This window comes from Bacteroides stercorirosoris (assembly GCF_900142015.1).
Classification (GTDB): domain Bacteria; phylum Bacteroidota; class Bacteroidia; order Bacteroidales; family Bacteroidaceae; genus Bacteroides; species Bacteroides stercorirosoris.
The window spans coordinates 87,631-113,331 of sequence record NZ_FQZN01000016.1 but is presented as its reverse complement, the minus strand read 5'-3'; the positions used below and the strand labels follow the sequence as shown (position 1 = coordinate 113,331).

At 42.2% G+C, this 25,701-nt stretch carries 18 protein-coding genes and 1 pseudogene; 3 read left to right on the top strand and 16 right to left on the bottom strand.

Annotation, left to right across the window (positions count from 1 at the left end):
• Positions 1-4 precede the first annotated feature (4 nt).
• The 4 genes from BUC01_RS13290 to BUC01_RS13275 all read right to left on the bottom strand — a co-directional run bounded on the left by BUC01_RS13290 (position 5) and on the right by BUC01_RS13275 (position 7,564).
• Complete coding sequence (locus BUC01_RS13290; RefSeq protein WP_025830686.1) at positions 5-3,973, bottom strand: two-component regulator propeller domain-containing protein; 3,969 nt, start codon at positions 3,971-3,973, stop codon at positions 5-7.
• Positions 3,974-4,115: 142 nt separating this feature from the next.
• A complete protein-coding gene (locus tag BUC01_RS13285) occupies positions 4,116-6,035 on the bottom strand; it encodes an LruC domain-containing protein (protein ID WP_025830685.1) in 1,920 nt (639 codons plus the stop codon).
• A gap of 142 nt (positions 6,036-6,177) precedes the next feature.
• Positions 6,178-6,600: a pyridoxamine 5'-phosphate oxidase family protein gene (locus BUC01_RS13280; protein WP_175560882.1), complete on the bottom strand. Its 423-nt coding sequence runs from the start codon at positions 6,598-6,600 to the stop codon at positions 6,178-6,180.
• A gap of 88 nt (positions 6,601-6,688) precedes the next feature.
• Entirely contained in the window at positions 6,689-7,564 is an 876-nt protein-coding gene (locus BUC01_RS13275; RefSeq protein WP_025830684.1) for an AraC family transcriptional regulator, read from the bottom strand.
• 201 nt (positions 7,565-7,765) lie between these two features.
• On the opposite strand from BUC01_RS13275, the gene BUC01_RS13270 reads away from it, so the two are divergent.
• Positions 7,766-9,151, top strand: a complete 1,386-nt coding sequence (locus tag BUC01_RS13270) for an alpha/beta hydrolase family protein (protein ID WP_073313943.1) — start codon at positions 7,766-7,768, stop codon at positions 9,149-9,151.
• 24 nt (positions 9,152-9,175) lie between these two features.
• Here the strand turns inward: BUC01_RS13270 and BUC01_RS13265 are convergent, their stop codons facing one another.
• The 6 genes from BUC01_RS13265 to BUC01_RS13240 form a co-directional block, all read right to left on the bottom strand.
• On the bottom strand, positions 9,176-10,177 hold the full coding sequence (locus tag BUC01_RS13265) for an aldo/keto reductase (RefSeq protein WP_025830683.1): 1,002 nt from the start codon (positions 10,175-10,177) through the stop codon (positions 9,176-9,178).
• A gap of 81 nt (positions 10,178-10,258) precedes the next feature.
• On the bottom strand, positions 10,259-11,164 hold the full coding sequence (locus BUC01_RS13260) for a helix-turn-helix domain-containing protein (RefSeq protein WP_025830682.1): 906 nt from the start codon (positions 11,162-11,164) through the stop codon (positions 10,259-10,261).
• Between the two features lie 120 nt (positions 11,165-11,284).
• On the bottom strand, positions 11,285-11,860 hold the full coding sequence (locus BUC01_RS13255) for a hypothetical protein (protein ID WP_025830681.1): 576 nt from the start codon (positions 11,858-11,860) through the stop codon (positions 11,285-11,287).
• Complete coding sequence (locus BUC01_RS13250; protein WP_025830680.1) at positions 11,850-12,320, bottom strand: RNA polymerase sigma factor; 471 nt, start codon at positions 12,318-12,320, stop codon at positions 11,850-11,852. Before BUC01_RS13250 ends, BUC01_RS13255 begins: the two co-directional genes overlap by 11 nt.
• A 3-nt stretch (positions 12,321-12,323) precedes the next feature.
• Positions 12,324-13,163, bottom strand: a complete 840-nt coding sequence (locus BUC01_RS13245; protein ID WP_034523956.1) for an alpha/beta fold hydrolase — start codon at positions 13,161-13,163, stop codon at positions 12,324-12,326.
• A gap of 316 nt (positions 13,164-13,479) precedes the next feature.
• Positions 13,480-15,570, bottom strand: coding sequence for a BT4734/BF3469 family protein (locus BUC01_RS13240; protein WP_025830678.1), 2,091 nt, complete (start codon positions 15,568-15,570; stop codon positions 13,480-13,482).
• 396 nt (positions 15,571-15,966) lie between these two features.
• On the opposite strand from BUC01_RS13240, the gene BUC01_RS13235 reads away from it, so the two are divergent.
• Both BUC01_RS13235 and BUC01_RS13230 read left to right on the top strand, forming a co-directional pair.
• Entirely contained in the window at positions 15,967-16,602 is a 636-nt protein-coding gene (locus BUC01_RS13235; protein ID WP_025830677.1) for an HU family DNA-binding protein, read from the top strand.
• 728 nt (positions 16,603-17,330) lie between these two features.
• Entirely contained in the window at positions 17,331-18,461 is a 1,131-nt protein-coding gene (locus BUC01_RS13230; RefSeq protein WP_025830676.1) for an OmpA family protein, read from the top strand.
• Positions 18,462-18,533: 72 nt separating this feature from the next.
• On the opposite strand, the pseudogene BUC01_RS13225 reads toward BUC01_RS13230, so the two are convergent.
• The 6 genes and pseudogenes from BUC01_RS13225 to BUC01_RS13200 form a co-directional block, all read right to left on the bottom strand.
• Positions 18,534-18,677, bottom strand: a pseudogene (locus BUC01_RS13225) (PD-(D/E)XK nuclease domain-containing protein); the annotation flags it as partial.
• A gap of 10 nt (positions 18,678-18,687) precedes the next feature.
• Positions 18,688-19,563, bottom strand: a complete 876-nt coding sequence (locus BUC01_RS13220; protein ID WP_073313942.1) for a helix-turn-helix domain-containing protein — start codon at positions 19,561-19,563, stop codon at positions 18,688-18,690.
• Between the two features lie 46 nt (positions 19,564-19,609).
• Positions 19,610-20,023, bottom strand: a complete 414-nt coding sequence (locus BUC01_RS13215) for a DUF4469 domain-containing protein (RefSeq protein WP_025830675.1) — start codon at positions 20,021-20,023, stop codon at positions 19,610-19,612.
• A 69-nt stretch (positions 20,024-20,092) separates the two neighbouring features.
• The gene (locus BUC01_RS13210) at positions 20,093-20,887 is read right to left on the bottom strand and encodes a DUF1566 domain-containing protein (RefSeq protein ID WP_073313941.1); all 795 of its coding nucleotides are present in this window, start codon (positions 20,885-20,887) and stop codon (positions 20,093-20,095) included.
• 27 nt (positions 20,888-20,914) lie between these two features.
• Positions 20,915-23,185, bottom strand: a complete 2,271-nt coding sequence (locus tag BUC01_RS13205) for a DUF4906 domain-containing protein (RefSeq protein ID WP_073313940.1) — start codon at positions 23,183-23,185, stop codon at positions 20,915-20,917.
• 43 nt (positions 23,186-23,228) lie between these two features.
• Positions 23,229-25,673, bottom strand: coding sequence for a fimbrial protein (locus tag BUC01_RS13200; RefSeq protein ID WP_083595462.1), 2,445 nt, complete (start codon positions 25,671-25,673; stop codon positions 23,229-23,231).
• Positions 25,674-25,701 lie beyond the last annotated feature (28 nt).

Sequence of the window (25,701 nt, the reverse complement as noted above, 5' to 3'; positions counted from 1 at the left end):
AAACTCAACCTTCCGTATTCTGCCGTTCTGATGCATATTGACTCGGAGAAACTTTATATTCGGCTACAAAACATTTCGAGAAATAAGATGGATTTGAATAGCCGACCATATACATCACTTCCGAAACAGAGAACCTGTTTTGTGACAATAAAGCAGCTGCCTTCTTCATTCTTATCCGGCGAATAAGATCTACGGGAGTGACTCCTGCCAACTGCTTTACTTTCCGGTACAATTGTTTATTATCCATCTCCACTAATTGGCAAAGCATAGAAACATTGAATTCTGTATTTTCCATGTTTTCTTCCATGATGGCAACAAGTTTGGTTATAAATGCTTTCCCTGTATCTATTTCTTTCTCCTGTATCTGTACAGGTTGCCCGATTGTTTCAATACTCAGTCGTTTCTCCAACCTGCGCCGGGTTTTAAGTAGCTGTTCCAGCCGCAGTTCCAGTTTATCAATATCAAACGGCTTAGCTATAAACGCATCTACTCCTGCTTTCATACTTTTGAGTTCTGTATCTTTATCATCCTTCGCTGTCAACATCGCAATAGGTACTAAAGCTATTTGCAAATTTTTGCGTATCACCTTACAGAATTCAATTCCATCCATTTCCGGCATTATCTGATCTACAAGAATTATGTCCGGATGGTGTTCTGAGGCAATGGTTATCCCATCTTTTCCATTTAAAGCATACAGGCAACAGTATTCTTTAGAAAAAGCTTCCACCAGATAGGTTACCATTTCAACGTTATCATCAACAATCAATAATATGGGTTTTCCCGAAAGCAGGCTCAATTGTTGATCCGTCTGAAAACTGTTCTGCACGGAAGATATACAGTTTGCACCGGATAAAGGTAAGGTTACGGTAACTAAAGTTCCACATTTATCGCCAGCACTATTAATGCTGACATGGCCATCATGCAGTTCTATAAACTTCTTAACTATATACAGCCCAATGCCACTTCCATCTTTACGTCTCTCTTTGTTTTTACTCTGAAAATAGCGGATAAAGACATAAGGAAGATCTTCATGCCTTATGCCACTGCCGGTATCCGAAATCTGTATAGTCACCGTTTCAGCTTCCTGAATTATACTAACTTCGATTTTTCCCCCTTCAGCAGGAATGAATTTAATCGCATTAGTGATTATATTTGATATTACAGATTCCATTTTTATCATATCCAGATTCATCCATATTTGTTCTCTATCGGATATGAGGACCGGCCTGATATTTTTCGATGCAAAAGCCATGGAGAAAGTATCCAGGATATTCCTTGTAAAAGAACATAATTCGATATTAGAGCGAATCAAAGTGTTCTCACTTGCACAATCAACCTGCTTGAAATCAAGAACTTCATGAATCAATGAATTTAATTTCAATGCATGTCCGTATACAGACTCCAGCCGCTTTTTATGTTCCGGCTTCTTAATTTCTGTAATCAGAGTACTTAAAGGGGCTATAATCAGGCTTAAAGGAGTCTTGAGTTCATGTGAAATATGAATGAAGAAGTCTAATTTCAGATTTGACAATTCTAATGTTTTCTCTTTCTCTATACGCTCATATTTCAGCTTGATATTCCTTCGGATATATTTTATGATAATAAAAGCGATACCTGCCAATATAAGTGTATATATAATATACGCTATCACCGACGCATACCATGGCGGAAAAATGGTAAAGCCAAACTTCGTAACCGGAGATATCCGGGGATTATCAGAGTTCCCACTCCGCATAAACAACTTGTACCTGCCGGGATGTAAATTGGCAAAAGAAATATAATTCCGTCCCGGCTCCAATTTATTCCATTGCTTCGTATTTCCTAAACGATAATAGAACTCTGTTTCCGACGAATAAGCTAATGTAGAAAACTCAAATGTCAGATTCTTCTCCGTATGCGGCAACTCTATCCTATTCTGGTATCGGATACTACTCCCGATATAATCCACCATAGGTAGCAATCGCTTGTCATTGCTTCTGACAGCTGTTATAATAACCGGACTTGCTTTCTTTTCTTTCTTTATAGCATGAGTGGGCATATAAGATATCCCATCATATCCTCCCCACAATATAACCTCATGTTGCTTGTCATAGAATCCTGCCTGATAATACCTTCCTGGAAATGCGACGCCCGTTCTCTGCAAAGAAGTTACATCCCATGCCATGACTCCTTCTGTACACGAAACCCAGATATTCTTATTTTCCAATACGAAAGAATGCACCAGACTTCCTTTGGCTAATTCACCTATTTTCTCAATGGCACAAGTCAGTACATTGATTCTATAAAGTTCATTGTCCGACGAATACCAAATAGACTGTATTCCATCATAAATCATCTGATTCAGACAAATGTCCAGTATGCGTGTTTTTCGGGATTTACAGTCTATCCGGGCTAATCCTTTTTGAGTATTAACCCACATAAAACCATAATTATCAGCCTCTATCTGATAGGCAATCTCACTAAACTTTGTTGAAACAAGTGAGTCGGATAAATTCCATTCCGCCCGAAATAAAGCCTCATGATCGTGTGCAAGCAATTCTTGCTTGTCAACGATGAATATTCCACCCAGATAGGTTGTAATCCATAAATAACCATATTTATTCTCATAAACATCATATGCCCAATTAGCTTTCTTCTGATTCAGCCTGTCTACTATATTGTAATGTATAAACTTCTTTTTCTTTCTATCATACCTTGCCACCCCGGCATCCGTAGCAATCCACATGATATGATCACGATCTTCATATATACATCTGATTCGGTTGTGCAGAAGTAAACCGTCCGGGGTCTCTGTATTAAAGCATTTCACGTCACCATTTTCTCCAAATAGCAAAAGCCCGTTTGTTCCTCCTAGCCAATACCCTCCTTTGCTATCCTTATATATATGGGTAAAATGATTTCCATTCCTTTCATTTATCAATTCTGAAATATGAATAAACTGAAAAGCAGAGTCATCAATAATCAACGATATGCCATAATCAGTACCTAACCAAACATTATTATTTTTGTCAATATAGATACATGAAATCACATTATTACACAAAGATTGTTCATTTTGCAAATCACGAAGTATATGGTTGACTTTCCCCAGATTCCGACTATAAATATACAAGCCATTATCCGTACCGATCACAATATTATTTTTATTATCAAAAGCCAACGCTTTAGAAGTATTTGACGGCAATGCGAGAGATGTTTCTACATGAGAATCTTTAAAAGAATACTGGAGTAAACATCCTTCCGCCCCAATCCATAAGCAATTTTGTTGTTCATCCCACAGCAATGAATTTACCATCAGTTTCCGGAATTGCTCAGGCAATGAGACTGTTTCTCTCACTTGCTTTATGGGGTCATAACAACTCAAGCCATCATAAGAGCCTATATAAAGTTTGCCATTTGCAGGTGCAAATGCATAAACAATTGATTTACTTTTTCCGGACTCTAATGGCAGGTGCAAAATAGATCCATTCTGGAAATCATAATACAGTAATCCTTCATCATTAGTTCCAATCCAAAGTTTATCGTGCCAAACAGCCAAGGAACGGACGGATTTAACCACCTGAGTAGCCGGATACAGGTTCTCAAATTGCTCAGTAAGCAAATTAAAAAAACGTAATCCCCTATTAGTCCCGATACACAGATATTCTTTACTTATCTGTACTATTGCAGTGATATTGGCATATTCTATATCGGTTTCCTTTGCTAATTTATAGATTTGATATCCATCATAAGAGAACAGGCCACTTTTAGTACCAATCCATGTCAGTCCCGTGTCATCTTGAAAAATTGCATTTACAATATTTGATTCTATTGGGAAATATATATTCTTAAAACTTTTATATTGATAATTATGTGGGAAAACAGAAGGGAGATTAGCGGAGCCATACGCCTGCATACCCCAAACTAAAATATAAACAAGAAGAAGTGTTTGCTTACTAAGAATAATATTCTTTATAATCAGAAATCCTTTCATATATAAGGCCCGTTCAGGCATTGGTTAAAGCGAAAGTAGTAATTAAATTCGATAAAGAGCATACTGAAACCATAAAAACAAAAAAATGGAGCAAACCATTCAGCCATAGGCTGTCCGCTTGCTCCATCCCCCACCAATTAGATTATTTCCGGGGACCGGTATAATTTTCATACCAGTCTGTATATTTGGCCCCCTTTGAGTCTGCCCATTTCGTGAAATCAGGATATTCACTGTCAATACGCTGCCTTTCTGTTACCGGCTTGAAGCCCAATACAGGAATATCAATGGCAAACGGATATGCTCCTTCACGGTCAATGTAATAAGCATCCTTATTAGTGCCGATAAGCGACTGATTAGCTAAAGATGTGGCTTTATGCTTAGGTAAATGTACCTCTGCCCTATCCTTTTGCCCATCAGCATACTTTACAATGATATATGGATTGTAACCTTTCAAATCATCCTTCTTAAAAGAAGCATTGAATTCTCTGGTTATTGTATACGTCTTGCCAATACTTTCCTTAACATTAGGTGTCACTATAATGGACGATGTTTCATTTTCTACTTTTACATCCGTTGAAGTCACTTTACCAAGTTGTCCGGGATCTATCTGATAAGCGAACGCATTTAAGAATGTAGCGCCATCATGTACCGGAGTAAATGTATCGACTATCTTTGTTACCATATTCTTGGTATTAAAAGAAACTTCACGCCTGTATTCCACTATTACATCATTCATGTCATAATCACCACCCGAAGGCCAGATGTCTTCAAACGCCAGCGTACCTTTAAGAGGTTCTACCGGATCCGGTTCCGGATCCTCTTTACCATCGTCAGGTTTAATAACAGGTCTATTAGGGTCGTCAATACTTCCTTCCGGAGTGGCATCTACATAGAACAAGAGGTCACAGTAACTTTGGTTCGCTCCATCTTCAACACCTATAATGGTCTTTCCACTCTTTTCATCTTTCACTGTAACAAATCCATTCTGAGTTATCATTACTTCATTAGAAGTACGAAGTTCTTTCGTCCTAATTTCATTCTCTTTAACATCAGAATCATGTTTGTAGCCATTATATCCATCAGCATAGAGAAACCAGCCTACCGTATATCCTTCCGGAAATTCTTCTGCGGCATTACCGTTCTCATCAAAATAGAGCAAACGTACTTTGTTTCCACAGCTTAATATAGATAATTGACCTTCATATGCCGAGAAAGTAACATTTGGAAATACAATATATTTCTTCACATTGTTCACACCTACGCGATCAGACGTTTTATAAAAATAATATCCAAACGTATTATCATAAGAAGCATCCCGATCAAGGAATACAACATCCAATTTTGTTTTTTCTTTTATCTTTATATTAGTAACCTCGGGGGCTGAAAATAAACTTGAATTATTCACATCCGCAATATTATATGGATTGAAAAATTTCTTCAGGCGCTTTGTTACATCTGAAATTTTCTCATCACCAACCTGATTCACAGATTTTATATAATCCTTACTAGAAGCAAGATTTCCTTTCTCTCCCCATTTACACAGTGAATAAAGATTCTTAGACCTATCAATAGTATACGGAGGCTTTGTTTCACCAAACGAATAAGATCGTGTAGAAGGTCTTAACTGCTTCACACTCATATCAAAGCTAACAGCATTGTCTTTAATTTTCATTTCCACACATCTTGGCAGTCCACAAGTTTCCGTACATAAATAAACTTTCTCCACTGAGGTCGGTATATTCATTTTCCCCTCATACTTTCCGTTGTTATCCGTATAAGTTTTGAATATAGCCTCCACCCCTTCTTTTTTCACCGACGTACCTTCCACCATAGGATCTTCGTCATATACCTCTACAAGAGCAGTAAAACTCGGAACATTATAGTTCACCAGAAGCTTCACATCACCACGCGTTTCAAAACCAAAATATTCATCCGGATCAGGTAAAGGTTGTTTGCCTGCATCCGGGTTATATACGTCTTTTTCCACGCATCCTGTCATCAGACCATTGAATACAATTGTGGCAATCACAATCATAGCGATTTTTAAGTACTTTTGTCTCATAAATACAATATTAAAATTACATAGTCAGTAGTAAACTACATGCAAAATTAGGCTATATCAACCGAGAGAAAAGACACAAAATGGACAAAGGCTAACACAAAAAAGACAAGTTTAGTATTAAAAAGATAAAGCCATCTGATTATTAGTCAACTACAAAACTTTCCGATTTAAAGTTACTATAATACCTCCCGGAAATTGCCGTAAACTTCAGCACACAATAATCCGGGTCCGTCACACCTTCCGGATAATACATGGTATCGCCTTCCTGCCATATCATCTCCTTACTGGAGGCATCCGTCAGCACTTCCATTGTGCCGCGCAACATCACTCCCCTGAAGAATCGCGTATCACAAAAGTAAATACTTGCACGGTCATTTTTCCGGTATTGTGCAACACGCATTGACGAAGTGTTCGTGGTCAGATAGATAACTTTTATCCCCTCCCTTTTCCGGGGCTGCAACATAGCTTTGATATTCGGAAAACCTTCTGCATCTATCGAACCGATGAAAGCGGTTTTCAACTTATCAATCATACCTCCTACTGTTTTCTCTGCATCTCTCATCATTTCATTATTTTATGGGTTATTGTTGCGGCAAAGATAAGCACGACACAGAACATCAATGCAATAAAAACCAAGGGAGAAATAGCACTTTTTACGGTTTATACAGTTTCCGGTAAGCTAATGGCGTCTCTCCCGTACACTGCCGGAAACAACGCACGAAATAAGCAACAGTAGAGAAATGAAGTTCAAATGACAAGTCTGATATGGAAATATCGGTATAGATGAGCTGCTTTTTAGCCTCATCCATAATCTTATTCAGGATATATTGTTTGGCACTGAGGTTCATTGCCGAATTCACAACTTCATTCAGATAGTTGGGAGTAATACAGAGCTTATCCGCATAAAACCGGACGGAATGTTGTTCTTTCAGGTTCGCTCCGACCAGTTCTACAAATCTGCTGACGTGAATGCTGCCGGCTTCCTTATCCTTCTCTCCCTGAGATAGCATATTCAGATACCCCCGGTTCAGCAGCATAAGAGCTTCGTAAAGCAATGCCCTCAGCACATGTATATCATTCTGTCTGTACAAGTCGATTTCTGCCTTTATATCATGCAGAAGCTGCATCATGCGCTTATAAAGTTCATCAGACAAATGGAGTTTAGAAGCTGTCTTTTCCAGGTTGAAGAACGGGAGATGTTGCACAAACAAAGGGTCCTTGAAGAAGGAAGACAAGAACTCATCTTCAAAAATCAGCGCATAACCATCTGCAATATGAGCTGTATCCCAATTCCGTATTTCGCCGGGTTTGGAGAAGAACACATCACCGGGAATTGCTTCACATATCTGATTATCAATCGAGAATCTCCCCTCTCCTTCCGTAATGAAAGTAATATCATAATAAGTCAACGTATGCGCAGCCCCTTCAGCCAGAAACCGCTTCACGTATTTCAGTTCCACGACATCCACTAAAAGTTCACTCCCATACTTATGCTTATAAAATGTATACCGGGGGATTGATTTCTTCATTTAATAATCTCTTATTTATGAATAAACTCTTACCATGAAATTACAACCCGCAAATATATTCATTCCTGTCATAATTCCACTTGCACACCTGACTTAAAATTATGTTTTTTCGCATCTGCCGGTGATATTTAGAATGAATATTTATTTCCTTGTCATTTCTTTTACTAACTTTGACAATCAATACATATAAAAATTACTCTGATGAAGAAACAGTTTGCCTTATTACTAATGGGAATACTTGTTCCTGTTTGCATCTATTCCCAGGATATTTCAGGTGCGTGGAACGGAAAATTATCACTCCCTACCAGTTCACTCACTATTTGCTTCAATCTGCAAAAGACCGAACAAGGTTATACATCCACCTGCGACAGTCCGGATCAGGGAGTTAAGGGTATTCCTACAGAATCAACCCTTTTCAAAGATTCGGTACTAACGATTCAGATTCCCAATATACATGCCTCTTATAAGGGAAAACTCGGAGCGGACAACAAGATATATGGAAACTTCACACAAGGCATTCCATTGAAATTAGATTTGGAAAAAGGAGAATCCGCCAAGATGAACCGTCCACAAGAGCCTCAACCGCCTTTCCCTTACAAAGTGGAAGACATAACCATTGAAAATCCGCAAGCCGGCATCACACTTGCCGGAACATTGACTTTGCCTGAACAAGGGAGTAAATTTCCGGCGGTAGTATTAGTGACTGGTAGTGGCCCGCAAAACAGGGATGAAGAAATCATGGGACATAAACCTTTCTTAGTGATTGCCGATTACTTAACCCGCAACGGAATAGCCGTTCTGCGTTGTGACGACAGAGGCGTTGGTGAGTCGAAAGGAGTATATGCATCTGCCACGAATGAAGATTTTGCCAGCGATGCGGAAGCTGCTTTCCAGTATCTGAAAAGCAGGAAAGAGATAAATTCCAAACAGATAGGAATCATCGGGCACAGTGCCGGAGGAACCATAGCTTTTATGCTGGCTGCCCGGAATAAAGAAGTGGCTTTCATCGTTTCGTTGGCAGGCGCCACCATTCAGGGAGACAGTCTGATACTAAAACAAAGTGAGATGATTTCCAAATCCAGCGGTATGCCGGATGCTGCATGGGAATTGACTAAACCCGTGCTACGCACCCGCTACGCTTTATTAACCCAGGATAAGAGTACAGAAGAAATCCGGAAGGAATTGTATGCCAATGTTGCGCAAACGCTTTCTCCCGGACAACTGCAAGACCCCAATGTCATGAAACAGGCAGAGGCTCAAATGAACTCAATGCTCTCCCCCTGGTATTTGCATTTCATGAGATATGACCCTACTTCCGACTTAAAGAAGACCAAATGCCCCGTCCTGGCTCTCAATGGAGAGAAAGACCTGCAAGTAGACGCCGACATGAACCTCGGAGCAGTGGAGCAGTGGGTGAAATCCAACGGAAACAAGCAAGTCACCACTAAAGAATATCCCGGCCTGAACCATCTATTTCAAGCGTGCAAGACTTGTACTATCAGCGAATACGGACAACTGGAAGAAACAATTAGTCCGGAAGTTCTGAAAGATATGTCAGACTGGATTCTCAAATTGAAGAAGAAATAAATATCCGGAGGTTGCCCCCGATGCTTATTTACCTACAAACTTGAATTCACGCTCATTGTATCTGTCGCCGACATTGGGGTACTTCTTCAACAGATGTTCTATGTCCGCAATATCTTCGGCAGACAAATCCACATCAGCAGCTTTTGCATTCTCTTCCAGATACCGGGAGCGTTTGGTTCCCGGTATAGGAATGAGATTTTCACTTTGTGCCAACACCCAGGCCAAGGCAAGCTGTGCAGGAGTAATCCCCTTCCCCGCTGCGATTTCCGCAAATCCGGCAGATAACCTTTGATTGTTTTCCCAATGTTCGCCGTTGTAGCGGGGCAGATGCTTTCGGTAATCATCCGTTCCCAGAGCTTCCACACGAATTGTATTAGTCACCAGTCCCCTGCCTAAAGGTGAAAAAGGCACCAGGGTAATCTCCAATTCTTTCGTCAATGGCACTATTTCCTTTTCCACATCACGAGTCAGCAAAGAATACTCACTCTCAACGGCGGCAATAGGATGCACGGCATTAGCTTTCCTCAAAGTTTCGGGAGAGCACTCGCTCAGTCCCAGATAACGGACCTTGCCCTCTTTTACCAGTTCAGCCATCGCCCCTACCGTTTCCTCAACAGGAACAGACGGATCTATCCGGTGGGCATAGTACAAATCTATCGTCTCAATCTTCAACCGTCTGAGGCTTTTCTCCACCGCCTGCCTGACATATGCGGGAGAGCCATCCACATAGCTCTCGCCTCCACCAAACACGCTGCCTTTCTCATTACGCAACCTGAAACCGAACTTCGTCGCAATAAAAATTTGATTTCTCTTTTCGCACAGCACTTTAGAGAGCAGTTCTTCATTGGCTCCATTGCCATAGACATCCGCCGTATCCCAAAAGTTCACGCCAAGTTCCAGGGCACGATGCAACGTTGCCATACTCTCTTTCTCATCCGCCGTTCCATACGCAGCACTCATCCCCATGCAACCCAACCCTATTGCAGACAGTTGCACATCCGTTTTACCTAATTTTCTATACTTCATAATTCTACTATTTAAGTCGATGCAAAATTAGGCGATAGCACACGGATGGATTAGCACTATTCAAAGCATCATTTGTACAAATCAAATAGTTGCCTGTTCCCGCACTTTGGTCGGTGACTGATCGGTATGTTTACGATAGAATTTACTGAAATAGGAAATAGATTCAAAGCCCAGGCTGAATGCAATTTCAGATATGGAGCGATTGGTATGCTGCAAATATTGGGTAGCTTCTTTGACGACTCTTCCGGCAATCAGTTCGGATGTCGTTTTTCCGGTAGTCTCTTTAATAGCCTTATTCAGATGGTTGACGTGTACGGACAACCGGTCGGCATAATCGGCAGGAGTATGCAAAATCAGTGTGGCACGGGGGTAATCTACCGGAAACTGTCTTTCTAATAGTTCAAGAAACAATTCGGCAATGCGTTGCGAAGCATTCGGATGCGATTCATACTGATTGATATCCTGCATCTTCACAGCCGTATGTATCAATAAATGCAGATAACACCGCAATACATCGGACTTGCCTGCATAGTCAGATTGCAGTTCCTCCTGCATCCGGGCATATATGTTCTGCACATTTGCCAATTGCACTTCATCCAAAAAGAAAACCTTATCACCCGTCAGCCTGAACAAAGGCGTATTTGCTAAAGAGCCGTTCTTCTCTTCCGTTCGTACAAACTGTTCATTAAAGATGCAAAACATTCCTTTCTGTTCTTCACTGACTGACTCCCACGCATAAGGCACCAAAGGATTAGAAAACAACAAGGCAGGACGGTCCACCAATATCCATTTATCGGCATAATACAATTTTCCCGTCCCCACTATCAGAGTCACTTTATAGAAATCCCGATAACTGAATTGCACCGTCCCGAAGTTACATTGCCGGAAGAAGAGATTGAAATATTCTTTCTCTTTGGAATAAACGGCATCCGGCCTCGGGTCGTAGCATTGTATTCTCTTATAGAATTGAGGAATTGTTTCAGGCATAATGCATATCTGTTTTGCTACAAATTTACAGATTCTTCTTTAATTCTACCGCAACAGAATAGACTAATAGTGCTCTTTACATCAGCATTTGAGAATTAGAGACTATACAGGCCCTGAAATTCATAAGAGTTTCTTTATTTGTTTTATCAAGTCTCCCATCTTTCGCTTATTCTTTTCAATCATTCTCGGTCGCAAAAAGAACCAATTAAAACCGATCCATAAAAGTACAACAGAATATGCTGCCACACCGAATAGTAAAGACCTTTTCAAAGTATATTCATACATATAGAGTGCAATCCCTGCGGACAATAAAATGAAATAGAGGTTCAACAGTTTGGTCTGCATGATATGTTCCTTGCTTCTAACCTTTAGCAAAGCATTCAAGTAATCCATATTCGACTGTTTCTCGTCTATTTTCCTATATAATGAAGTCAAGCCATTATTAAAAACGAGAGCCATTCCCATTGGCAGAATCGACAGTATAATACCGATTTTGGTACTCATCAATTGTGGTTTAAAGTATACCCAGATAAAGATGATAAAAAGAATAGTAAGCAATAAGACTGCATTGAGAATTGTCGTTCTCATAATCCCCTTTCTTCTGAAACCTTTTATTTTTCCAAGTATGTCGGCCTGGTCAACAGCCGGAACCGCCTGCTTGTTCCACAACTCCCTAATATCTATATCATTTTCCATACTCTTTCATTTTCTTTGTTAACAACGCTTTTATACGATGGATTTTCACCCGGATATTGCTCTCGGACAATCCTACGATTTGTGCAATATCCGATTGCCTGACATCTTCCAGTTCCAGCGAAATAATGATACGGTCTATCTCCGGAAGTTCGGCTATAGACTTATACAATATGCGAATCTGAGGTTCGATATCTACAACTTCCTCCTCGGGTAAATCAACAGGTAATTCGGTTGAAACGATTCGTTGCTGCCGCTCCAATTGACGAAGGCAATTGTTGGTTGCAATACGGAATATCCAGGTACTGATATTGGCTTCATTCCTGAAAGCAGGCAGATGTTGCCAGACCTTGATGAATGTGTCCTGAGCCATATCCTGCGCTAAATTATAGTCGTTTACGTATCCCATACACAAACGGAATATTTTGCCCCAGTATTCCTTATATATTACTTCAAATTCCACTATTTATTCTTTAATGAATTCACGTATCTGATTCATAAACCACTCTTTATCGTCAAACATCACAAAATGCAACCCCTTATTAGCATATGCAAACTGCACTGTAGGCAATTTTTTATATTGTTCTTTTATGACTGTTTCTATATTCCTGAAATGAGGTTCCAGTAAAATCAAAGAAGGAACTGTTATGCTCTTTATCCGTTCCCTCAAATCGGTATTCGAGAAATCACAATACATTTTAGCGAATGTTTCCCTGTCGGACTTCAATCCCCAACTTACGATCTCATCGAATTTCGATGAATCGGTAGTAAGACTTGCAGCACTCATTCTTTGCATCTGGGCGAATTGTTCTTCATTCATCGCAGTGATCCGGTTAATCATCTCCGAGCAATCCTTAGCAGGAACTGGCTTAAATTCCGGATTACTCAGAGCCATTAAACAAGGCAGAGCATCCACTACTACAATTTTCACGGCAAGATAAGGAAAATCAGCCGCAATTGCAAGTGCCAACCCTCCTCCCATACTATGACCAATAAGAATCGGCTTTTCTATATTCTTCTCTTTTATAAACCGGGCTATCTGCATTTTCCAACTCTCAAATGAAGGATTCTCTTCCGGTGCAACCCCTGAAAAGCCTGCCATCGTCAAAACGTAGCAAGTATAATCCTCCTTCAACACTTCAACACTTTCCTTCCATACATCTCCCGAACAGGCAAAGCCGGGAATAAATACAATAGCTTGCTTCCCCGTTCCTGACTTGACTACTGAAAAAGGATAATCTTGCGCTAAAGAGAAAGAAGAAGCAAAAAATGCCACTAAGATAAAAAATAGTTTCTTCATTATCATTCGTTTTTTGATTTACCCTTTAGATACGGGAAAGTTCAGAATGTTACAGAAAAGAAGAACTTATTCAGAAGTCTATTTTTTAGTACTAAAATCAAATATAATGCTAATTCTTATTTTCTACTATAAAAATGAAATATCATTCATATGTATTTATAATGTTTGTTTTCTGGTTCTATCAGCAGGGATGAAACAGGCTATTGCTGAAGCTGTTGCTTTCCATGTAGAGGGTATGCAGGCAGAGGGGGATGAGGTCGCTGCTTGGTTGGCTGATGGGGGCTATCAGTTTGAATGGGTACTTGAGATATCGGCCCCAACCTTATCCCACCTTCTCCAAAAGATAAACCGTCCCCCTATTCGACTTCTTACAAGGAATGTCCAGTTTCCGAAGTGAGCGGCCGAAGCATGCTATTTTACTGATTGACAATCTGTCCCGGGTCTTGGTCTGCAAATAGTTGAAGATTTCCATGGCAGTCAGCCACTCTCCCGCCTCTTCACTTTCCGCAGGCTGGAAGTAGCTACTGAAAAGCTGCTCAAGCGGAGTGACCTGTTCAAAATCGCGATTGGTTTGTTTCAGAATCGCCTCATCTTTATCGTCCAGCCAGTAACGTTCACCTTTATATATATCATGCATGGCCTGGGCATACAGCTGCCTGTAATTGATGGCAACATTCGTATCGATAGGTGCAGTCACCTCAATGCAGATGAAACGGCGGCTGCCACTGGGATCGGTCAGCAAATCCATCTGATTGCTCGTACCGATGAACGAAGCGTAACGGCGCACCTCCTGAATACTGCTCGCATAAGGTTTCCGCAGATTAGCCACCGGCTTCTGAAGCAAATGTTTCAGAAAGCCCTGCTGATTGAGATTAATCTGGTCAAATTCATCCAGATTGACCAGCATAAAGCGCCCCAGATAGCGTTCGGCATCCTGCTTGCTCTTAAAGTCAAGACTGTCCGTATAGCCAAAACGCAACTCGGGTGGCAGAATAATGCGGCAATACGTAGATTTCCGGAAGCCTTGCGCACCTACCAACAGAGGCGACGTACTGTTGCCATGCTGCCGGTCGAGTCCCCTCCAATGCGCCACCATACTGAGAAACCAGCGATAGAACAGATCCCGCCAATATGGATTGTTGCACGGCACGAGGTCGGCAAGCGCCCGGATGCGGTCTTTCCCATCCCAGCGGCCCACACCGCAAAGATACTCCTCGACCGGATTGTACAGAGGTACGAAGTCGGACGTCAGATAGCGTTCCACATCTCTGTCCCAGGCACGGATACCTTCTTTCAGGGCATTGATGGCAATACTGTTGCGCGCCCTGCGGTCCATAGTCTTAAAATAAAAATGAATGGAATCGCGCTGGCGGAACTCAAGGTCATTCAAGACCGTATTATAGCGGAACTCATAGCGGCGTCCCATAAACTCCTCCAGCCTCAACGCAGTGTCCTGTTCGGGAGTCAGTGCGCTCTTTTTACCGAAACCTTTACATTCCTGATACAGGTTATGAAGTATAGTGCGCACCGTCTGCTCATCGGACTGGCGATAATAATGAATCAGCACCTGCCGCACCACTTCCTCTTCCGGTATGCCTGCTTTGTAGCAGTGTTCGGCAAGGTGGACGAGCAAAGGCTGTAAATCATCGCCCCGCCTCCAGTTCTCCAGCTCGCGGAAAGCCTTGTCGAGCGCACTCTCAAAAAGCATGACAAATGTTTGCGAAGTCTCATAGCCCGGCTCCATCCGCAGCAACGGATTTTTCTCCGCCAGGCGACGTTGCCGGAAAGTCTCTTCTCCGGGCATGGAGAAGGGCTGTTCCAGACAAAACGATACGGCAGCCGGATTATATTCGGGCTGTTCATCCAGCGTCATGCGGCAACTTTGTGTCAGCGAAGGTTCTCTCAAAGTAATGGGAAACGGGAGTAACGGCTGGTAACAACTTACAGCCAGCCTGTAAGCATGCGCATGGAAAAGCATCGCCTCCTGTTCCCTTTTAGGCAAATTTCCGTCAGGCAGGGCAAAACGCACCCATATCTTCACGCTCTTTCCGCTGGAACCGCAAAAAGCGGCGAAAGTCTGCGGCAACAACATGGCTTGCCGCTTCACCAGGTCAGCTTCTCCCAAACCTGCCAGCTTTTTCACTTCCAGCTGCACCAGTCCGTTGTATTGCTTCATCTTCCGCCCGCCATCTTTGGTACGGGCATACTCCAATGCGGGATAAATACGCGGCAATTTGTCAATATGCTCGTACATCGCATGGGTTCCTTCCAGTTCCGGCAGGACGGTTCGGAGTCCTGTCACATACCCGGCTTTTGTTTCCGATTTCATTTTCTCCATCAGCACACCGGCGTCACAGACTGTGAGCATTTCCTTACCACTCTCTTTGTCATGTCTTATCAAGGTGATCCTCATCCAATTATGTTTTTGAAATTTATTTATTTACAGCCTTCCCGTTACGGGACTGCTAAAGTACAACATTAGAAAGGCAAAGTCAAGCTTTCAGGACTATTTATTGCACATTTACTGAAATAAAATCCAACTGCGCCACTTCAATCAAAATACATCAATAATAATTGAGAGAAACATAAGGAATCACTTGACTTACCCTTATTTATTTTGTATATTTGCAGTAACGGGAACAGGGTGTCAACCCAGGTGAACAGGCCCGTCAATATGGGTTGACGGAACCGTTCACCAAGGTTGGCAGAGCTGTCAATCTTGGTTGACGCACACCCCTGCCGTTACCTAAACGTAACTATCCCTTATGTAAAACAAATTAATGCATCATTCATTTAAAAACAAACAACGATGGCAATCTTATTCGAGTGGTATGAAAACCCGGTGGCCCCAAGCCAACCTCAGGAAGAAACGAAACTTCACGCACGCATCACGCTCAACGGCACAGCGGACACGGCCAGGCTGCGGCGAAAAATTCAAGAACGTTGCTCACTAACGGAAACGGATGTAAGCGCCGTGCTCGATGCCCTGTCGCATGCGATGGGCGACGAACTGGCAGAAGGCAAACAGGTGCATCTGGATGGGATCGGCTATTTCCACCCCACTCTGACTTGCACGGGTGAAATCACCAAAGATACGAAACGGAAAAATACGAAAGTAAAACTGAAAGGCGTCAAGTTCCGGGCGGACCAGACTCTGAAAAATGAAATCGGCGCCGTCCAGTTGAAAAACATCAAGCATAACGGGCACTCCAATAAACTGACGGACGAAGAAATTGACCGACGGCTGACGAATTATTTCAGCGAACACCGGATGCTGACCAGATGTGACTTCCAAAAAGTGTGCGGTATGATGAAATCGACTGCAATGAGGCATATACGGCGCCTGAAAGAGGAAGGAAAGCTGAAAAATATCGGAATTCTGACACAACCGCTATATGTGGCGAATCCGGGCTATTATGGTGTAACAGAAGAAGTTAAAATGTAGAACTGTTAAAAGCGAAGTGAGGGCAAGCAAGTTGCTCTCACTTTTTATTTTGCCATCACTATAATTAATACTCTAAGAGACAATTCATTGACATATCAGTGAGAGTAGTGAGAGCAAATTGCACAAAACTATTTTTCAGATTCTGAATCTTGAGCGAGTCAGGGCATCCGTTCAATAATCTAAACTGGTTTCTTTTATGGGGATTTGAGGCAAACGAGATTTTAGATATGGATTTCAATTAATCAGTATTTATCTCTTTCCGGAGCGGTTATGAATCTTTTCACCACAGAGGACACAGAGTCTCACAGAGTTTAATCAATTTGAAATCAAAAGAATAGAACTCCGTGAGACTCTGTGTTACTCTGTGGTGAAAACTCATTTCTATACTGTTATGAATCAGCTGACATATATTTATTGAGCAAGTGCCCTGATTTAAACACAAATTACACAATGCTAAATTCTTGTTAATTTCACTTTCGGTTATCGAACTATTCTTCAGACACAATGTTGTCATAAGCAAATAGCAAACTTAAACATGAATTAAAGAAATAAAATTATGAAAAAGGAATTAGTCACTGAACATTAGATATTTACCCAAGCAAATCAAGGTAAATACGGAAAATTAGCATAATAACCTAAACTCATAATTTCTCAAATTCTGAAGAAAAGGCAAAACGCTTCAGAATATAAGAATTTTGCAATATTACCAATTAATTATTATTTTAATTATGAAAAAGTCAATTATTCTATCAGTTTTTGTAGCAGCAGCACTCACAGCGAATGCTCAGACTACTGTACAAGGCAGCAAATTCACAGACAACTGGTCTGTAGAACTAAAAACCGGCATGATAACTCCCCTAACCCACAGCGCATTCTTTAAGAACGCCCGTCCGGCTTTGGGACTTGAGTTTACCAAGCAACTGACTCCTGTTTTCGGACTGGGTGTTCAAGGTATGGGATATATAAATACTACGAATAGCAAGACAGCTTTCGATGTTTCCGACCTTAGCTTATTGGGCAAGGTCAACTTGATGAACCTGTTCGCAGGTTATACGGGCGTTCCCCGCATATTCGAAGTCGAAGCCGTGGCCGGTGCGGGATGGCTGCACTACTACATGGACGGCCCTGGAGATGTGAATTCCTGGTCCAGTCGTTTCGGACTGAACTTCAACTTCAACCTTGGCGAAGCTAAAGCTTGGACGGTAGGAGTGAAACCGGCACTGGTATATGATATGCAAGGTGAACACAACCGGAGCCGCTTCAATGCGAACAATGCGGCATTTGAGCTGACGGCAGGCGTAGCTTATCACTTTGGTGGCAGCAACGGAAGTCATCACTTCACTTTGGCGAAACTCTATGATCCGGCCGAGATAAGCGACCTGAACAATTCTATCAATAATCTTCGCTCGCAAGTGAATGAGAAGAACGGTCAGATCAATGTTGACGCACAGAAGATCAGTGCACTGCAACAGGAAGTCAATAACTTACAGAACCGGGTAATTCCTGTTGAGACGGTAGTGGAAACCAGCCGTATTCCGGAATCCATCATTACTTTCAGACAAGGTAGATCTACAGTCGATGCCTCTCAGTTGCCAAATGTGGAACGTGTAGCTTCTTACATGAAGAAATACGCAAATACAACAGTGGTAATTAAGGGATACGCTTCACCGGAAGGTAGTGCCGAAGTCAATGCAAGAATAGCTAAAGCGCGTGCCGAAGCTGTAAAAACAATCTTGGTGAATAAGTATAAAATCAACCCGTCACGTATTACTGCCGAAGGTCAGGGAGTGGGTGACATGTTCACAGAACCGGATTGGAACCGGGTTAGTATCTGTTCTATTATTGAAGATGCCAAATAAACAAAAGGCTAAAAAATAGAGTAAATACATGTAATGTAAGGGTTATCTTCTTGAAGAGGATAACCCTTTTTATTATGACATTACAGTCAGCCAGCGATTGATATTGCGTTTCTCAGCACTGAATTCCACACCGAGTTTTATCACTTCACGCCCGTCAGCCTGATAAGGTATCAAATAATCTTTCTCACCAATTTGCTTCAACGCCGCTTCCGCAGTATCATCTCACTCAGAAAGACTCTCTTTCCCTATACTCAGTTGGAGTCATCCCCGTATATTCACGAAAAAAACGGGTCATTACGGAGTTTGATTGAAAGTTGGTTCGTGAAACCACTTCCTTAATTTCCAGGCTCGAATCCCTCAAAAGAGCCTTGATTTCAAGAATGGTATACTCAACAATCCACTCTTTGGCCGAACGTCCGCTATTTTCCGTCATCAGCATTGTCAGGTACTTAGGGGAAATATGCATTTTTTCCGCGTAAAACGCGACATCACGACTGACTGTATGATATTCTATTACCAGACAAAAGAAGTCGAACATCTTTTTTTCCTTATGGGTATACTTTATCGGTTTTTCCGACTGTGGACTATTCTTATACGATACATACATATCCCAAAAGAAAACCTTCAAAAGATTCATTATGGATTCCCTCCTGAAATAGCTGCATGGTAAATCTATGCGGAAAGATAGTATATAACAAAAATGAATAAACCGGTCACACTCTTCCTCACACATAGGTAAGCTGAAATTTTTCCTCATATAAAAAAAGTACTCAAGAGTAGGCCTATATGTGCCACAAATGGTGTCTAAAAACATCTTTTTAGGCACCTTAAGAAATGTCATAGAGAAATCTTCACTAAAATCAGTCACACAGACTAACTGGTAAGGGAAAATTGTTATCAAATCGTTCTTGATAACTTTTCGCTTATTGGAAAACACACTGAAAAAGGCAGAACCTTCCGTACATACTCCTACAATGCATTCATCAAGATATTTAGGATTTCCATCAAGAGGTAAATCACTTAGATCCGTGTAAACATTGAACTCTTCAAACTCAGGCGAAGTATCAGCCTGATCATATTCGTTATTTTTTCTCACTACCATAATATGTCTGGTTTCAGATTTGTTTTATTTGCATCATAAATAGCAATCACTTATCCCCATCATAGTAATGTGGATACATATCTACTCTTCCATATCTTTTTAGACTCACAATCAACGGCTCAGAGAAAATATAGATAAAACATTCTTTATCTTTCATCAAGATTTTCAGTGCCAGAAAATATTCGCCCTCGTCAACTTGCGGAAGGATTGCACAAACTTTATCTTCTGAGCATCTGTGCACATTGTTAAGCTCTATCAGTATCTTGTCGTTTACTGCGGGAATAATACATAATCTTGTGTTTTCCCACGTCAGCATCTCTAAATTGCATCCGGTAATAATAATGGGAGCCTGCGGAGTGATGGTTCCGTTACGCCTTCTGCTCAAAGGGTCGTAAACCTCCTGAATGACAGGAAACGACGAACCTTCCACCAGTAACATTTCAGCTTTTATTGTTTTCATTTTGTTTGATGATTGATTATACACTCTTCGGCTTTTGGCTGAGAAAAATCTTGCTTATAGATTGATAGTTCATTCCGGCGGAATATCCCGGATGCAACGGAGATAATAGTAGCTTGCCTTGGAGAGATCTCTGACAGACTTATATTTCACTCTTGTCGCATCAGGATAAATTGTCATTGACCATGCTTGAGAAGAAGTTGTATTTTCCGTCGCTAACCAATAGGTGGTTGCTATGTCAGATAAGGCAAATGCTTTACAATCGGTATCTTGGGTAGCTGTAGCCTCTAATTCCTTATAATAAATCATAATCAGGCTTCCTTCACGCAGTGTAGGTATCCGCCATGTTCCCGGAGCGTCCTGACCGTCTTTCCCCCGATACATAGCGCATCCCTTGGGAACGGCAATATTCTTCTCCGTACTATAACTATTACTGTTTGCCGTAGCGAGATAGCCATTTGCCGTAGCCCAATTCATTGTTTGCGTTCCACTATCTTTTCCCTCGCTATCATTGCCATCGCTATATACGATATCCGGAGAGACTATAAAAAATGCAGATACAGTCTTATTGATTTTGCCTGCATCATACATGCTATCTATATGCCGGATAATCCTGTCCGCATAAACAGGGTTGCCATTAGTATCAATAATAGGATTCGTATCTTGACCAGTCGGGGTGTACTCGTATAATTGAATGTTGTTATAAAAGACAGCACTTTTATCTCTGATCCTTTGTTTCGGCAAATCTTTCGAATTAATAGCCGCATACTTGTTTCCCCTTGAATCTTCATAGACTTCTATTGTCTGGGAATATCCCTTTAGCAAGATAAAAAGGGACGCGAAGATTATGACAGTTATTCTTTTCATTTTATTCTTTATATTTTCATTTTATCATTAATAAGTAACGGAAGGGAGAGGGATGTCTCTTACACACCTTGCACTACCCTCAGTCTTATAGTAAGAGTTAAGCCCGTAATACCACCTTTTGGCAGAAGTACTTCCATCTTCTGTAATTGTTTGCCCGCTGCTGGCATCTAATAGACTGCCGATATAGAGGCCAATCAGTTGATTGGATGCCGGTAAATACCATTTTAACTCCTCCCCTTCTATTCGTCCGTTTCCATCTTCATCCCGGTTCTTATCATAGCAAGCCCTTGCAGAAAATGTACTAGCGGGGTGTTGATATTGATATAGCAATATATGTCCGGAAGCATCTTTCTGCGGGACAGGTATATTACCACTCCAAGTAAGGTTCTTTATATTCTCGGCCAGGTTTACCGTTGCGGTTTTTCCATAATACACGTCATCCGTCCCGTATGAATAATCAGCTGTTACAATCGCATTGTAACCATATTCCAATTTACCCGATGGTACGTCATACTGGTATACACTACGTTTCGGTCTGTCATGCACCAATCCCATTGTATAGTTTCCGTCCGTGTCTCTTTCTCCTCCAAAACACCCGGCATATACTGCCGGGCGCTGGTCCAGTCTGAATATATGGAAAGTTTGCAATGTTTCTCCTTCACCCTCTGTCGTAGTAGTTACTTTAATGTATAAAGAACGCTTTCCTGATTTATCGGATTCACCCGGGTCGACCAGTTTGCCGTCATCATCGTAAATGTATTCCTTATTATAGAGATAAAACTTCACCTGAGTGGGAAGTATGGAACTTGCCGTAACACGGGTATCCAATGGCTCTTTAACATTATTGAATGCATCCGTATAGTTGGAAGAGGAAGACAAGAGGAGCCAACTGCTTCCCTTATCGGCTCTCTGCGTACAATCTGCGTCAGTATATATTTCCACTTCCACTTTCCTTCCTTGAGTCTGTATAACTATCGGGCGGACACTATAAGCTGCATCCAGGTCATAATCGACACCCGCTTTGTTGTACTGGGTGTAGCTGAATGATGCCCCGGAAGCCTTTACGTTAAGGCTGGAAAAAAATTCCACATACTGGCTGGTGGTATATGCCCTGATCCGTTCATCGTTCTTCGCCGAGTTTATCTCTGCGTTTATGGCAGTACGTAAATTATAAAAATGATTGGGTTCCACATCGAAGTTATCGGTGTTGTTATTCCCAACATACATCTGGTAGATCGCGTATTCGTCTGTTCCGGTAGTAGGGTATGCCCATGCCTCTATCTGCGTACCCAGTGGCGGCGCAGCACCTGAAGGCGCCTTATTGACCACTTTGTAGTACCGCTGGCTTTCACTCAGAATAGTTGCGACCGTCCCTTGCCGATTCTGCGCTACATACCATGTTGCCGAGTAATAGCCATTGGAATCGGGCTCACCCAACTGATCCATTTCAAATGTGGCGTATGTATCCGCATCGGTATTTTTTACAGGATTGGTGAGCCGGATAGTATTGTTCACATTCAGCAGTTTCAAACCTTGTAACCGGTAATTTTCCACCTCGAACTTGTAACGTAAGGTAACGCGTGCCATCAACCTCTCGATTTCGATGCCTCCCACAAAGCCGGTCGGTTTGTTGTATTCTACCAGACCACGATTACCACCGTCGATGTCCACCACAGTGACACCTGACACTTCTCCGGCCAGCGGCACTTCATCATCTGCGGTGATAAGCGATTGGGTATGCCCTTCTACATTAATAAGATAGTCAAAACTCCAATTCTTGAGTTCATCAAGAGTGCTCACTCCGCTCATATCATAGTTAAGTTTGGGGCCTAATACCAACAGGTATAAGGTTTGGTTCTCTGATACTACGAGGGGGACATCTATCGTCATCAAATCATTTATGGCTGTTACCGCATCACTCAGTTTATGAGGATTTCCGTTAATGGAACCGTGCTCATCGAATTGGAAAAGCCAAAGGTTATGTAACTTGGTCGTGCCGTCAGACACCCGGGTAGTTACCTCATGTGGCTCTTGTCCCTGTTCCAAAGCCACTGTAAACGGCAATCCGGAATCGTTCCTATCCCTAAAAAGCGACTTAGCGGCGGCATATCCGCTCGTTGATGCAGGCTCTATAGCTGGGGGAATACCGACTTTCAGGCTGACCATAACCACCTTACCGGTAGCGTCACCGGGACCGTACTCTGCCAGTTTATCTTTTGCACAGCCCACGAACGCCAGCAACAGCAAGGTGGTGCAGGCTGTCCGGAAATATCTTTTATATTTTGTTCTTAGGTTCATATCATATATGTTTATTGTCAAGTTTTCATCCAGGGAGAGGACATCAGTAGCCGCTTTGTGTAATTGACGGACTGCCGAGAGGAACTGTCACTCCAGTATCTTTCTCCAGTAGAATATTAACAGTAAGATTGATAGGACTCGGACTGCTGTTCTCAGGAATTGTTATCGAGACAGAATAACTATACGTATTCGATGCAGTCTCCACTATAGTACTGAGACACTTTTGGACGCCTCCATAAATAACCTGCAAATACAGTTTTCCGGCAGGTATGGAGATATCCGTCGGAGTAAGCTGGATATTCACCGTATAAGTATCTCCCGTTTGAGGTATATTACCCAGACTACTTAATCCGGTAGTAGCACGTAAATCATATCCGCTTTGCGAGACGGTGAGCAATATGCTCCTTGTCTGTCCGTCCAAACCGACCCCTTCCACCTTCACTCTGAATGAACGCGGTGAAGCGCTTTCTTTACGTTTGACGTATACAGGTATATTTTCCGTATTGCTTCCGTGGGTCGTATGTACGATGTCACCCGATACGAACGAGAAATCGCTCGTATCCGCTGTTCCCGCATCTTCTCCCGTGAGAAGCGTTGCCGTCCAATAAGGCACATTGGATTTTATACCGAAATAAGCATTTCCACCTTTTTCGGTTCCCTGATAAGTAGGACTGGAAATGGTACCCGCCTCCATCTTGCTTTCCGGTATTTCATTGCGCACGCAGCGGATCATATAGGCACTTTGCCTGTCCTTACCGCTTTGGAAACTTGCACCCGATGGATTACCGGAGAATTCGAATACCGAAGCGTCATCGGTCCAATACCCTCCATTGGAATGGTCCCCCTGAGATACACCGCCCGCGTCTCTATACCGGTTATGCGGGGAAAGCAGCCAATGGAAAGAAGGATAACCGTATGAATTATTCTCGTTATCCGATGCCGCTATCAGGGCTTTGTTCTCATCCGGGGTAGCCATGTGCCACTGCCCGTTATCCACAATGTTTTGAGCCTTGATCTGGGTTTCGGAAAGTCCGGCCAGCTTGCAGGGATCTCCCACCCCGGCTTTAACCTGGTCTACGGTGTTATTTGCAGGTATTCCGCCTGTGTTTAGGTAGGGAATACCTGTCCACCCGCTGATGCTTAAGGGATCGTATGAACCGGGATACCAAAGTACATCGTTCAGTACACTGGCACTGGCAGGAGCTATAAACTCCTCACCCGCACTTGTGCCGCTGTGCACGGCTATCAAGCTGCCATATTTGAACAATACATCCTTATATCCCGTCTCCGAATGATATGCTTTCAGTATACCTGAATAAACGCTGACATCATTCCAGATATTGACATTTTTGGATGTATCGGCAACCGCGTCATAATCTGCCGCCTTGTCGCTCACAATGACCAGTCCGTCGATAGGTTTCCAGTTGATGGTAATATCATGTTCCTCCATGGCCACTATTTGCGCATATAGCCCCATTGCCCCCATACCGGTAATGGTGGCATATATCTGATAATGGTTATTTCGTGTCAGGTTATAGTTTTTGGGAGGCTCTTGACCGATATTCAAGAGGTAAACGCAGTTCAGCACCTGAGAACTTCCGTTTTTAAGTACGCACTGTGCGTCAATCTTAAGGTAGGTTGCCTGAGAAGCATTTTCAGGTTGGGATAGCAAGTGCTCAGGAATATATGTGGCAGGAATTGTTATGAAATCCAGTGCGGCAGGAATAGTATAGCTATTATCTTTTATAGTATAATCGCCATTATTGTCAAGCGTGCCTGTTCCTGATATCGCAAGGTCGTCTGACCAGACATCGCCTGTAGATGGCTGCCCTTCTCCTATGGGTGTACCGACCGGCATACGGCATACCTTAACTGTGAGCTTGGCTACTTTGAAATCTTCATCCGGATTGGTTATATTTTTAATAGCTGTAAAGCTAAGACGGGCCACCATACGTGTCACACTTATCGGCAGTTCGGTCATTCTGACATTATTAACTATAACGGTGGCATTTGACCCGTCGCTACGGGATTCGACATAAGCATGTGTCACATTTCCATACATAGGCGGAGGAGCAACGATACCTACGGCTGAGAATGTCACGTTTTCTATTTCATTTTCCCGTTTAATGGCGTTGAGTTTTTCCGTCAGTTCCGTCGTCTCATTACAGATGATGTAAATATTGTTGTATCCCCGTGCAGCCCTGATTGTTGCAGTAAATGTGTTATCATCGTTTATGGAAGCATCGGAAACTGCGTTATACACAAGTTGGTCCTTGTCATTAAAAACAATGGCGCGTACGGATTTTATCACTTTATCTTCATCGGTAGTGTTGCGTGCCCCCATAGTAATGCCCAGTGGTATCCTTTCTCCTTGATAAATACTTGTACCCGCCGGTTCATTCTCGTCACTGCAAGAATAAGTTAAGAGGGCCAGCATTGTTAAAAGCAAGACAACTGCCGGAAATTTTATGTTTATAGTCATTTTCATTCTCTTACGCCGAAGTTTCATTTCAGAA

Coding starts and splice junctions, on each gene's coding strand:
- BUC01_RS13240 (WP_025830678.1), bottom strand. CDS start 15,570: ATGAGGATCACCTTGATAAGACATGACAAAGAGAGTGGTAAGGAAATG.
- BUC01_RS13200 (WP_083595462.1), bottom strand. CDS start 25,673: ATGAAAATGACTATAAACATAAAATTTCCGGCAGTTGTCTTGCTTTTA.
- BUC01_RS13220 (WP_073313942.1), bottom strand. CDS start 19,563: ATGGTAGTGAGAAAAAATAACGAATATGATCAGGCTGATACTTCGCCT.
- BUC01_RS13270 (WP_073313943.1), top strand. CDS start 7,766: ATGAAGAAACAGTTTGCCTTATTACTAATGGGAATACTTGTTCCTGTT.
- BUC01_RS13285 (WP_025830685.1), bottom strand. CDS start 6,035: ATGAGACAAAAGTACTTAAAAATCGCTATGATTGTGATTGCCACAATT.
- BUC01_RS13230 (WP_025830676.1), top strand. CDS start 17,331: ATGAAAAAGTCAATTATTCTATCAGTTTTTGTAGCAGCAGCACTCACA.
- BUC01_RS13210 (WP_073313941.1), bottom strand. CDS start 20,887: ATGAAAAGAATAACTGTCATAATCTTCGCGTCCCTTTTTATCTTGCTA.
- BUC01_RS13260 (WP_025830682.1), bottom strand. CDS start 11,164: ATGCCTGAAACAATTCCTCAATTCTATAAGAGAATACAATGCTACGAC.
- BUC01_RS13265 (WP_025830683.1), bottom strand. CDS start 10,177: ATGAAGTATAGAAAATTAGGTAAAACGGATGTGCAACTGTCTGCAATA.
- BUC01_RS13205 (WP_073313940.1), bottom strand. CDS start 23,185: ATGAACCTAAGAACAAAATATAAAAGATATTTCCGGACAGCCTGCACC.
- BUC01_RS13280 (WP_175560882.1), bottom strand. CDS start 6,600: ATGATGAGAGATGCAGAGAAAACAGTAGGAGGTATGATTGATAAGTTG.
- BUC01_RS13290 (WP_025830686.1), bottom strand. CDS start 3,973: ATGAAAGGATTTCTGATTATAAAGAATATTATTCTTAGTAAGCAAACA.
- BUC01_RS13255 (WP_025830681.1), bottom strand. CDS start 11,860: ATGGAAAATGATATAGATATTAGGGAGTTGTGGAACAAGCAGGCGGTT.
- BUC01_RS13275 (WP_025830684.1), bottom strand. CDS start 7,564: ATGAAGAAATCAATCCCCCGGTATACATTTTATAAGCATAAGTATGGG.
- BUC01_RS13245 (WP_034523956.1), bottom strand. CDS start 13,163: ATGATAATGAAGAAACTATTTTTTATCTTAGTGGCATTTTTTGCTTCT.
- BUC01_RS13215 (WP_025830675.1), bottom strand. CDS start 20,023: ATGAAAACAATAAAAGCTGAAATGTTACTGGTGGAAGGTTCGTCGTTT.
- BUC01_RS13235 (WP_025830677.1), top strand. CDS start 15,967: ATGGCAATCTTATTCGAGTGGTATGAAAACCCGGTGGCCCCAAGCCAA.